The sequence below is a fragment of the Streptomyces sp. NPDC031379 genome (genome assembly GCF_055569615.1).
On record NZ_JBVIIT010000012.1, the window covers coordinates 154,223 to 165,240 of the forward strand.

The window sequence follows — 11,018 nt, forward strand, 5'->3', positions numbered from 1 at the left end:
ACTCACGGATCTCCGGGCACGACCGCGACCGGGCACTGGGCATGGTGCAGGAGTGCGTGGCTCACGGAGCCGAGCTGGAATCCGAGGTGGCCCGTTCTGTGCGATGCCCCGATGATCACGAGGTCCGCGGCGGCCGACCGGTCCACGAGGACCTTGCCGGCCCGTCCCTCGAGTGTCGCCGGGCGCGTCGGGACATGCGGGTGCTCGGCGGCCGCGGCGGCGAGCAGAGCCTCGACCACGGCACCGGCGCGCTCTTCGTACGTGTCCTCCGGTCCTCCGGCCTGTACCCGGTCGCCGTGCCTGTCGTAGGCGGGCCTGCGCCAGGCGTGCACCACGTCCAGGACACAGCCGCGCAGCTCGGCCTCCCGGAAGGCGAACCGGACGGCCTCGGTGCTCGTGCCGGCTCCGCCCAGGCCGAGCAGGATGCGCTCATGCGTACCCGCCAGGCCCGCCCGATCGCCCCGGACCACGACCACCGGGCAGTGCGCTCGGGCCGACACGGCCAGACCGACCGACCCGAGAAGCATCCCCTTGAACTCGCCACGGCCACGCGAACCCGTCACCAGCGCGAAGGCGTCGTGCCCCGCGCGGACCAGAGCGGCCACCGGGTCTTCCGGGACGATGTCGGTGGTGACCTTGACATTCGGGTCGCGCCGTTCGGCGCGGTCGGCCGCCGAGGCCACGATGTGCTCGGCCGGCACCTGCTCCGCGGGGCGCCCCACGCCCACCGACGGGAGGCCGGGCTCATAGTGCTCCCAGAGTGAGGCGTACACCAGCCTGAGCGGGACACCGTGGCGGACCGCCTCGTCCACGGCCCAGTCGACCGCCAGCAGACTGCAGCCCGACCCGTCGACGCCCACTACCAGAGGGAGTGTCATCGTCCCCACCGCCTTTCATGGGCCGCCACGGCGTGCGGCACAGGGGGGGCGACTTCACCGTCGCACCACCGTGTCCGCGGTCGCGAGGGTGCTTCGGCCCGCACCGCAGGACCATCGGCCCCCTACTGTCCGTGGTTTCGTCCTCTGCCAGGGCGATGCACTCCCCGAGGCCGAGGCCGAGGGCGTGGGTCCTGGCCGTACCCGCTGTCCATCGATCCCGACCGGGCACCACACGATGCAACGTCCGCACCCCACGCAGCCGGACGAGCCGTCGTACCAGGTGCCGAGTCTGTGGGCAGGTCAGACACCGCCCGGCGACGTCGTCCCAGCGGGGCGCGTCGAACGTGCCGGCCATCAGCTCCCGCAGGTCGGCCTCGGGCATGGTCCGTCCCATGCGGTCCGCGGCGGCCGTGACGTCAGCGCGAGCCGTCTCCCGGGTGCCGGCGTCGGCGGGTCGAGCGGGCAGTTCGGCCAGGATCTCAGCGCCTTCCCGGCTGCCGCTGCGGATCCAGAAGCGGTGCCCGTCCTCGTCGACCACTTCGGTCATCACCAGGTCGTATCCGGGACCGGCGGCGGGTCCGGTCCCCATCGAGACACAGAAGCACGTGGCGCCTGGCTCTGTGCACTCGACCACGATCAGCAGTGCCCCGGAGCGCCGCCCTTCGTACACGGGGTCGCGGTACGCCCCCCGGTCAGTACCCGGTCCTGGACGGCGATGGCCAGCAGATCGCAGGGGCGCACGCCGAGGGAGGCGTACCGAGGGGGTACGGCCTGGTCAGCCGTGACGGTCAGTCGGCCCTCCACCCGGTCGGCGCTCCACTGCCCTACCCGCGCGGATGCAGGAACGGCTTCCCCGACTGGGGGGCCCGCCGCGTTGGCGAAAGCCGCGCCGTCCGACCGCTCCGCGGGGGGCCTGCCGTCCCCTCGAACCGACGATCGCAGCATTTCGAGTACGGCGTCGCGCCGGCAGAGCCACGTGGTTCACTCGCGATGCAGCACGACTTTGATGGCGCCCGTGCTCGTGCCCTGGGCGAACACCTCGTACGCGTCCTCCACCCGGTCGAGTGCGAAGGTGTGGGTGACCAACCGGGAGACGGGCAGGCGCCGGAACCTCATCAGTTCGAGCAGCCGCGGTGTGGAGGATGTGTCCACCTGGCCCGTGCTGATCGTCACGTTCTTGCGCCACAGGGATTCGAGATGCAGTGTCGCCGGCCTGCCGTGCGCGCCGATGTTGGCGATGTGCCCTCCCGTGCGGACGGCGCGGGTGCACAGCACGAAGCCGTCCGGCTCCCCCGACGCCTCGATGACCACGTCGGCGCCCGGTCCCTCGGACAGCTCGGCGATCAGCTCCCCTGGTGATTCCGCGGCGTCGGCTCCCACTCGCAGGGCGGTCTCCAGCCGGGCACCTGCCAGATCCACGACGATGATCCGGCGAGGCGAGTAGAGCCGCGCGACGACAACCGTGGCAAGACCGACGGGGCCGGCACCCACCACGACGACGGTGTCTCCAGGAGACACATGGCCATTGCGCACCCCGACCTCGTAGGCGGTCGGGAGGAGTTCGGCGAGCAGCACCGCGTCGTCGAGGGGGACCTCGGAGGGGCACCGGGTGGTGGAGCGGTCGGCGAAGGGAACGCGCACCAGCTCCGCCTGCGTCCCGTCGATGAGACTCCCGAGGATCCATCCACCGCCCCCGCCGCACTGGCCGTACATGGCGTCACGGCACGCCGTGCACTGGCCGCAGGCCGAGACGGACGAGACGATCACCTGGTCACCCGGGGCCAGGTGGTGGACTTCGCGGCCGACGTCCATGATCTCGCCGACCGCCTCGTGACCGAGAACTGTTCCCGGCTTCACCTCAGGGAGGTCGCCCCGGAGGATGTGGAGATCACTCCCGCAGACGGTCGTGGCGTCGACGCGCACGATCGCATCGGTCTCCTCCTCGATCACCGGGTCCGGGACCGTGTCCCAGGAGGTGTGTGCAGGGCCGTGGTAGACGAACGCTCGCACCGGAGTCACTCCCTTGCTCCCGCTACCTCCACGGTCACCCCCGCGGCGCTTTCGGGCAACACCCGCACCTCACCTCAGTCCGGCTCCATGTAGGGGCGGCGGAAGACCGGGGCCTGACCGGTGCCCCACGGGCGTACGACGGTCAGCGCCCGGGCGACCGCGGACTCCAGGGCGCCGCTGGTGTCGACCGGGACGGCCTCGGGCCACGGCGGTTCCCTGGTGGCCATGGCGGCGGCGATGTCGGGGCCGGCGTCGGAGGTGCCGGAGCCCCGCAGGGCGAGGCGGGCCTGCGAGACATCGCCCGGCACATGGCAGTGCAGGGCCACGAGGTCGGCGCTGCAGCGTTCGGCCACGCGTTCGGCGGCTGCACGCTGTGCGGCCTCGGACCAGGTGGCGTCCAGGACGACGGATTCACCGAAGGACAGCAGGGTGGCCGCGCGGTCGAGCAGGGCGGCGTAGGCCCTGGCCGTCCACTCGGGCGTGTACAGCCCCTCGCCGTAGGCGACCGCCGCGGACTGCTCGGCGGGGATGCCCGCCAGCTCCTTGCGGACACGATCGCTGCTGAGCAGGGTGATCCCGAGCCTGTCGGCCAGCGCTCCGGAGAGGGTGGACTTCCCGCTGCCCGGCAGTCCGCCGACGACGGTGAGCCGGACGGCGGCGCTGCGCAGGTGACGCAGCGCCGTGGAGGCAAGCCGCCGTGACGCCGCTTCCGCGCCGGGTGCGCCCTGGCAGGCCTGGATCACCGAGACCTTGGCGCGGACGAAGGCGCGATAGGCGACGTAGTGGTGCCACAGCGAGGGGGGCGCGGGGTCCGCGGAGTACTCGCCGTACCGGGCCAGGAAGTACGCCGCGGCCTCCGGGGCGCCGAGCTGTTCCAGGTCCATGGCGAGGAAGGCGGCGTCGTCGAGGCCGTCGACATGGCGGAGACGGTCGTCGAACTCCAGGCAGTCCAGGACCCGGGGACCGTCGTCGAGGCAGAAGACGTCCTCGGCGAGCAGGTCACCGTGGCCGTCGACCACCCGCCCCTGCGTGATACGGGCGTCGAAGAGCCGCTCGCGACCGGCCAGATAGCGGCGTACCAGCCGCTCGGTCTCCGGCACGCACTCCGGCACGACTGCCTCCGCGGCCAGCGCGTGGAGCTGCGCGAAGCTCGCCTCCCATCGTGCCGAGAGCGCGTCGCGCGTGCCCTGTTCGTCCACGTCCGGGCCGCGGGGAGCGGCCGCGTGCCACGCCGCCAGGTGCCGGGCGACGGTGCGGAGGACGTCGTCCACCGCGGCCCCTGCCCTGACGAGGTGGGAGAGGCGGCGGTCCTCCGGCATGCGGCGCATCACCACGACGGGTTCGGGCGGCTCCGCGTCGGGGCTGTGGAACTCGCCCAGGCCCACGTAGACGTCGGGGGCGAACCGGCGGTTGAGCATGATCTCCCGCTCGCACGCGGCCCGGCGCGCCGCGACCGTGGTGTGGTCCAGGAAGCCCAGATCGACCGGCTTCTTGAGCTTGTAGGCCCGGTCGCCGACGAAGAACAACGTCGCCGTGTGGGTCTCGCACACCCCGGCGCGCGAGAGCGGCTCGCTGTCGTGCCCGCTGCCCGCTGGGTCGCGGGCGAGGCCCGCGGTGACGACTGGTTGCATGGCGGCGGCCTCCGTCTCGCAAGAAGCTGGAGGGGCGGCGACCAGGTTCCGACCGCGTGGATGGTCCGGGCTTCGCCGTCGGACCGGGCGCGATGAGCTTCTCCCCTTCGAGGATCCCCCGGTCCCTTCCGCTGCGCATACGGGATCCGTGGCGGAGGAGCCGGAGCCGTGCAATCCGGCACGTGAGGAGACGGGTGCGCCGCCGGCGCCGCGGCCGCTTCCCGCCCCGGGGCGGGAACGCCTCGCCGGTTCAGCGGTGCACGCTCCCAGGGAAACCGTGCGGCGGTGTGGCCCGCGTGGCAGGTTGGACACAGCACCACTCCGAGGAGAGGGCGGCGAGCATGCGAGCGCACCTCGGCGATCAACTCGTCATCGAAAGTCCGGCGACCGGCGCCGCCAGGCGCGACGGAGAGATCGTCGGACTCCACCACGAGGACGGAACCCCGCCGTACGACGTGCGGTGGTCGGACACGGACGAAGTGACGCTCGTGTTCCCCGGGCCCGATGCCCACATCCACCACCTCGAACACGTCGAGCCCGCGCCCGTGCGCCGAGCGGAGCCCGAGGCGCGCGAGACGGGGAGCGTGTCCGGCGTGACCCGGCCGACCGTGGCAGCCGGTGCCGGCGACATCGGTCGGCGCGTGGGCCTGGAACGCCGCAGGCGCGGGCTCAGCCGTGAAGAGGCGGCCGGCCGCGCCCGGATGTCGCCCCACTACCTGGCGTACCTGGAGGACAAACCCGCCGACCCGACTCTGGCGACTCTCATCAGGCTGGCCGACGCACTGGGCACCACGGTCGCCGCGCTGCGTGGCGGAGGCATCGATCTCCCTCCCGGCCAGGGCCGTGCCCTGCTGCATCCTCAGCTCAGAGACCTCGGTCCGGAGGAGTGCCGCACGCTGCTCTCCACGCACGGCGTGGGGCGCATCGCGGTGTCGGGGCCCGACGGTCGCCCGGCGGTCGTCCCGGTCAACTACGAGATCGTCGACGACGCCATCGTCTTCCGGACCGCGCCCGACTCGGTGGCGGCGGCGGCAGCCGAGACGGAGGTCGCCTTCGAGGTCGACCACGTGGACGACGCCCTGAGCCGGGGCTGGAGCGTGCTCGCCGTCGGCGTGGCAAGTGTGGTGACGGATCCCGAGGCCGTGCGCAGGCTCGTCCGATCGGCGCACACGGTGCCGTGGGCGGGCGGTGAGCGCGAGATGTGGGTGTCGCTCCGGCCCACGAGCCTCACGGGCCGCCGGATCACTCCGGCCGACCGGTAGGCGGCGCACGGCTCCCTCCCCCACCTTGCCGGCGGTGGCACGGCCATGCCTCGACGAGGCTCTGCGCGAGGCGGTACGCGAGCGCGCACAGGTCGAGGTCCGGGCGCCGGTGCGGCCGTCACGCTCAGGCGGGGACGTGGCGGAAGTGTGTGGTCAACCGCCCGGTGTCGTCGAGGACGTGGAAGGCGAGCGCGGGCGGATGGTCCAGGTGGACGTGGTCCTGAGGGGAGGCCCGGTGTTCCCAGGGCAGACGGAGGGTGGAGACGACTCCGGGGGCCACCAGCAGCGGGCGTCCGGCGAAGACGGTCGACGCCGCCGTGTGGGCGTGGCCGCACAGGAATGCCGCCACGTTGGGGTGGCGGTCGGCGAGGGCGGCGAGCCGCTCCGCACCGAACTGGCGGATGCCGTCGATGAACGGAACGTGCAACTGCGCCGGCGGGTGGTGGAAGCCGATCAGTACGGGCGTCCGGTCCGAGGTCCCGGCCAGCACGTCCTCCAGCCACGCCAGGGTCTCGTCGGCAAGGAAGCCCTCGTCCTTGCCGGGCACGGACGAGTCGCACAGGGCGATCAGCGCGTCGGCGCTCCGGTGCACCTGGTTGATGGGTGCCGTGGAGCCTTCCTGCGCCAGCAGGTGGGTGCGGAAGGCCTCGCGCCGGTCGTGGTTGCCGGGGCAGAACATCACCGGGTGCCGGGAGTCGAAGAGTCGGCGGGCCCGCTCGTACTCCGCCGGCAGGCCGTGGTCGGTGACATCTCCGGTGACCACGATCGCGTCGAGGTCGTGGGGCAGGTCCTCCAGGTAGTCCATGACGGCCCGGGTGCGTTCGCCGCTGCGCGCCTCGGTGTCGATGTGAGTGTCGCTGAGATGGGCGATCACGATCATCGTGGTACGTCCTGTCGCCGTGGTGTGTCGATCACTTGTAGGTGAGGCTAGGCAGGCACCGGACCCGGCATAAGATCCAGTTCCATGCCGAAATCCTGGGCCGGTTCGCGCGTCGACCTGCACATCGATCCCGTCGCCTCGGGGGGCCGCCGCTGCGGCCTGGAGTCGGCGCTGCGCGAGGCGATCCGTCAGGGTCGCCTGGCCGCCGGGACGCTCCTGCCCTCCACCAGGGGGCTGGCCGTCGAACTCGGGCTGTCGCGTGGCACGGTGACCGCCGCCTACGACCAGCTGGTCGAGGAGGGATACCTGACCACCCGGCCCGGGTCGGGCACCACCGTGGCCGACGTACCACCGGAAGCCGTGCCACCGCCATCGGCGGCACCGGCACCGGCGGGTCCCCGTCATGACCTTCGCCCAGGGCTTCCCGATGTCGGTGCCTTCCCCGCCCGGGCCTGGCTCGCGGCGACTCGCCGGGTGGTCGCCGGTCCCCGCTCGGTGGTTCTCGGCGCCGGGGATCCGCAGGGCCGGATCGAACTGCGTGCCGCGGTGGCCGACTACCTGGGGCGCACCCGCGGCGTGGTCACGACGGCCGACCGCATCGTCATCACGTCCGGCTACTACCAGGGCCTCCGCCTGCTCAGCGGGGTGCTGGCCCGGGCAGGCGCGCGGCGGGTGGCCGTCGAGGATCCCAGCCACGACGTCTTCCGCGCGGTCGTGCAGCGCGCCGGGCTCGCCACCCCGGCCGTGCCCGTCGACGCCCGCGGCGCCTGCGTGGACGCACTCGCGCACGATGTCGACGCCGTGCTGCTCACCCCCGCCCACCAGTATCCGACCGGTGTGCCTCTCCATCCCGCCCGGCGTCAGGCCGTCAGCGCGTGGGCGCGTTCGGCCGGCGGGCTGGTCATCGAGGACGACTACGACGGCGAGTACCGCTACGACCGCCAACCCGTCGGTGCCCTCCAGGGCATCGCTCCCGACCGGACCGTCTACTGCGGCACCGCCTCCAAGACCCTCGGCCCCGCCCTGCGTCTGGCCTGGATGGCGCTGCCGCCCCAGCTGGTGCGGCCGGTGGTGGAAGCCAAGGAGGAGGCCGACCTGTACACCGAGGGCCTGTCCCAGCTCGTCCTCGCCGCTCTGATCACCACCCACGCCTACGACCGTCACGTGCGCGCCACCCGGCTGCGCTACCGCAGGCGCCGGGAACTGCTCCTGGCCCGCCTGGCCGGCATCGCGGGACTGGCTGCCCACGGGGTGCCCGCCGGGCTGCACACCCTTGTGACCCTCCCCGCCGACTGGCCGCCGGAGGAGGAGGTCCTTTCCGAGTGCGCCCGGCAGGGAATAGCCCTGCGGGGCCTGTCCGGACTCCACTGCGATCCCCGTGGGCGCCCCGAAGGTCTGCTCGTCGGCTTCGCCGCACCGCCCGAACACGCCTACCGGCCCGCCCTCGACGCTCTGTCGAGGGCGCTCCTGGAGCAGTCCGCAAGGGCGCCCGGCCGGTGAAGAGGATGCCGGCCAGGCCGGCGCTCACTGCCTGCGCGTAGCCGGTCGTGCCCGCCTTCAGCGGATGGAACGACTCGCGGCTGGCGCAGAGCGGGTCGAAGGCGGGCGGGTCCAGGCAGGGATCGCCGTGCTGGAAGTCGCCTTCGCTCTCGGGGCCGATGACGATGCCGTTGAGCCATTCGTCGCTCTCGCACAGCCGGTGGCCCACGAGAGTCCGCGACGAGCGAGCGCCGTACGGGAGTGCGGCCCGGCCGGGCGAGGACCGCAGCGGCGTGCGGCCCACGGGCCGGAGGCGGCGTTCGTGCCACGGCGCCAGGTCATCGGCGTAGCGGCCGAGCGCCTGCGCACCGGCGAACCGTTGCAGCTGCGACACCTCGTCGTAGTGGTGTTCCAGAAGGCACGACAGCCGTACGAGCGCCAGTACGAGCCCCGGGTCCGCGGTCCCGTCTCCGCTCGCCACCCGCAGCTCGATCTCGGCCGCGATCCGGCAGGCCGCGCCGTACACCTCCCGCGCGGTGGCGAGCTGCCTGCGGGCGCCGTCCATCCGTACCAGCGCGGCCTGCGCAGTCAGCGCCGCCGCGTGCAGCAGGCGCGCGCTCCAGCATGGCCGTACGCCCACGGGCATCCCGAAAGCGGTCCCGGACCACCGCGTTGAGCCTGCCCAGCGAAATGACGCGCGCCCCCGACCGGTACTCGCTCCACAGCGTCCGCCCTCCGCCCAATCGGACCAGACGGAACACACCCGCGCCGCAACCGTCCACAGCTCTTCGGCCATTTGACGGGATGACAGACAGGGTGACGCGATTGCGACGGCGTCCCTTCCCCTGCCGGCCACCACCGCGTCACGGGGGCGGAGCGGGTGCGTCGACGTCGAGGGCCGCGGTGCGGAGGGCGTTCGCCACGCGGGTGACCGCCTCGGTCGGCGGCTGGGGAAGGCGCGCCAGGAGCAGGCGTCGCTGTTCCTGGGGTCCGCCGCGGACGGGGAGGACGCGGACACCCGGTGGCGCGGCGGAGGCGAGGGCGGCGGGCACGGTGGTCAGCCCGCAGCCTGCGGCGACGAGTTGGAGCTTGGCGAGCCAGTCGCGGGCGGTGTGGGCGATCTCGGGCCGCTCGTCCAGGCCCGGCCATACACCCATCAGCCGGTCCTCGCCCGAGGTGGAACCCGCGATCCAGCGCTGCCCGCGCAGGTCGGCCACGTCGACGAAGTCGCCGCGGGCCAGCGGGTGGGCGGCGGGCACGGCCAGACACAGCGCGCGTTCGGTGAGCGTCCGCAGCGCGAGCGGGGGCGACTCGGCGTCCGGCGGCCGGAACGGCGGTCCCGACGCGAGCACGGCCAGGTCGAGGCTGCCGGCCCGCAGGGCGCGCACCAGCGCCGGAGTGCTGCTGCCCTCCCGGCCGACCACGTGGAGGCCGGGGTCGGTGCGGCGCAGCGCGGCCAGGGCGCGGGGGATCAGGACGGCGCCGGCGCTGGGGAACCACCCCAGGCGGACCGTCCCGGCCTGCCCGGGCAGACCGGACAACTCCCTGGCCGTCGTGTCGATCTCGTCGAGCACGATCGTCGCGCCGCGCATGACGACGCGGCCGGCCGGGGTGAGCCGTACGCCCTCGCGCCGCCGCTCCAGCAGCTCCGCGCCGGCGGCCCGTTCGATCGCGGCGATCTGCCGGGACACCGCCGACTGGGTGTAGCCCAGCGAGGCGGCGGCCGCGGTGAAGGTTCCCTGTTCGGCCACGGCGCGCAGGACGCGCAGCGCGGTCAGCGACACATCGGTGAAGTCCATGACGATTACGCATACTAGCCGTGCGGAACTTTCGTTGGACTCATGGAAGTGCCGTTTCTAACGTGGCATGCATGAACGCCTCACGCATCGCCCTCGTCACGGGCGCCAACCAAGGACTCGGCCGCGCGCTCGCGGAAGGCCTGGCGGCCCGCATGGATCCGGACGACCTGGTCCTGCTCACCGGCCGCAGTCACCAGCGCGTGTCCGACGCCGCCCGCGAGGTCACCCGGCTGCCCTCGACCCGGGCACGGGTCGAGGGCCGGGTCCTGGACGTCACGGACACCGACGCCATCGCCCGCCTCGCCGCGGACCTCCGGGCCCGCTACGGCGGAGTCGACGTCGTCGTCTCCAACGCGGTCGCCCGCCTGCTGCCGGAGGAGTCCCAGGCGGAGCGGGCCGACGAGTTCATCGATGTCTCCAACACCGCCACGCACGCGATCCTGCGCTCCTTCGGTCCGGTCCTTCGCCCGGGCGGCCGGCTGCTCGTCGTGGCCAGCAGCCTCGGCACCCTCGGCCACCTCGACGCGCGGCTGCACCACTTGTTCGACGGCGCGAGTCTCGACCAGGTCGAGTACGCCGTCGAGTCCTGGCGCGGCGCCATCCACCACAGGACCGCGCAGGAGGCGGGCTGGCCGCTCTGGCTGAACGTGCCCTCGAAGGTGGCTCAGGTCGCCGCCGTCCGCGCGGTCGCCGCCGAGCGCCGGGACCGCGACCTCGCCACCGGCACGCTGATCGCGGCCGTGTGCCCCGGCATGGTCGACACCGCCACCTCGCGCCCCTGGTTCAGCGACTTCAGCCACGCCCAGTCGCCGGCCCAGGCCGCAGCAGCCGTACTCGACCTGATCTTCGCCGAGCGCTCCGATCCCGCGCTCTACGGCGAGCTGGTCCGCTTCGGCAAGGCCTTGAACTGGCACGACGGTGCGCCCCTGGTGGAACAGGACCGGCTGCTCACACCCTGAACGCCGTCACCCGTGCCACTGCCGCACGAGGAGTGGAGGCGGCCGGGGGGGGGGGGGGGGGGGGGGGGGGGGGGGGGGGGGGGGGGGGGGGGTGCCAGGGGTCGGCGGGGAGGCGGAGGG

Annotated in this window: 9 protein-coding genes; 4 read left to right on the forward strand and 5 right to left on the reverse strand. The window is 73.3% G+C overall.

Annotated features, from left to right (window positions below):
• Positions 1–2: 2 nt before the first annotated feature.
• The 3 genes from ACZ5CW_RS19365 to ACZ5CW_RS19375 all read right to left on the reverse strand — a co-directional run bounded on the left by ACZ5CW_RS19365 (position 3) and on the right by ACZ5CW_RS19375 (position 4,438).
• Entirely contained in the window at positions 3–887 is an 885-nt protein-coding gene (locus ACZ5CW_RS19365) for a universal stress protein (RefSeq protein WP_468602812.1), read from the reverse strand.
• A 972-nt stretch (positions 888–1,859) separates the two neighbouring features.
• Complete coding sequence (locus ACZ5CW_RS19370) at positions 1,860–2,888, reverse strand: alcohol dehydrogenase catalytic domain-containing protein (RefSeq protein WP_468602814.1); 1,029 nt, start codon at positions 2,886–2,888, stop codon at positions 1,860–1,862.
• Positions 2,889–2,962: 74 nt separating this feature from the next.
• A complete protein-coding gene (locus ACZ5CW_RS19375; RefSeq protein ID WP_468602971.1) occupies positions 2,963–4,438 on the reverse strand; it encodes a bifunctional aminoglycoside phosphotransferase/ATP-binding protein in 1,476 nt (491 codons plus the stop codon).
• A 422-nt stretch (positions 4,439–4,860) separates the two neighbouring features.
• On the opposite strand from ACZ5CW_RS19375, the gene ACZ5CW_RS19380 reads away from it, so the two are divergent.
• Entirely contained in the window at positions 4,861–5,781 is a 921-nt protein-coding gene (locus ACZ5CW_RS19380) for a pyridoxamine 5'-phosphate oxidase family protein (RefSeq protein ID WP_468602816.1), read from the forward strand.
• Positions 5,782–5,905: 124 nt separating this feature from the next.
• Here ACZ5CW_RS19380 and ACZ5CW_RS19385 read toward each other — a convergent pair whose 3' ends face one another.
• A complete protein-coding gene (locus ACZ5CW_RS19385; RefSeq protein WP_468602818.1) occupies positions 5,906–6,661 on the reverse strand; it encodes a metallophosphoesterase in 756 nt (251 codons plus the stop codon).
• Positions 6,662–6,745: 84 nt separating this feature from the next.
• On the opposite strand from ACZ5CW_RS19385, the gene pdxR reads away from it, so the two are divergent.
• Both pdxR and ACZ5CW_RS19395 read left to right on the forward strand, forming a co-directional pair.
• The gene (gene pdxR / locus ACZ5CW_RS19390; RefSeq protein ID WP_468602820.1) at positions 6,746–8,161 is read left to right on the forward strand and encodes a MocR-like pyridoxine biosynthesis transcription factor PdxR; all 1,416 of its coding nucleotides are present in this window, start codon (positions 6,746–6,748) and stop codon (positions 8,159–8,161) included.
• A gap of 301 nt (positions 8,162–8,462) precedes the next feature.
• Positions 8,463–8,816, forward strand: coding sequence for a hypothetical protein (locus tag ACZ5CW_RS19395; protein WP_468602822.1), 354 nt, complete (start codon positions 8,463–8,465; stop codon positions 8,814–8,816).
• Positions 8,817–9,003: 187 nt separating this feature from the next.
• On the opposite strand, the gene ACZ5CW_RS19400 is transcribed toward ACZ5CW_RS19395, so the two are convergent.
• Positions 9,004–9,939, reverse strand: a complete 936-nt coding sequence (locus ACZ5CW_RS19400; RefSeq protein ID WP_468602824.1) for a LysR family transcriptional regulator — start codon at positions 9,937–9,939, stop codon at positions 9,004–9,006.
• 71 nt (positions 9,940–10,010) lie between these two features.
• Between ACZ5CW_RS19400 and ACZ5CW_RS19405 the strand changes: the two genes are divergently transcribed.
• Positions 10,011–10,898: an SDR family NAD(P)-dependent oxidoreductase gene (locus tag ACZ5CW_RS19405; protein WP_468602826.1), complete on the forward strand. Its 888-nt coding sequence runs from the start codon at positions 10,011–10,013 to the stop codon at positions 10,896–10,898.
• Positions 10,899–11,018: the final 120 nt, after the last annotated feature.

Coding starts and splice junctions, on each gene's coding strand:
- ACZ5CW_RS19380 (WP_468602816.1), top strand. CDS start 4,861: ATGCGAGCGCACCTCGGCGATCAACTCGTCATCGAAAGTCCGGCGACC.
- ACZ5CW_RS19385 (WP_468602818.1), bottom strand. CDS start 6,661: ATGATCGTGATCGCCCATCTCAGCGACACTCACATCGACACCGAGGCG.
- pdxR (WP_468602820.1), top strand. CDS start 6,746: ATGCCGAAATCCTGGGCCGGTTCGCGCGTCGACCTGCACATCGATCCC.
- ACZ5CW_RS19400 (WP_468602824.1), bottom strand. CDS start 9,939: ATGGACTTCACCGATGTGTCGCTGACCGCGCTGCGCGTCCTGCGCGCC.
- ACZ5CW_RS19405 (WP_468602826.1), top strand. CDS start 10,011: ATGAACGCCTCACGCATCGCCCTCGTCACGGGCGCCAACCAAGGACTC.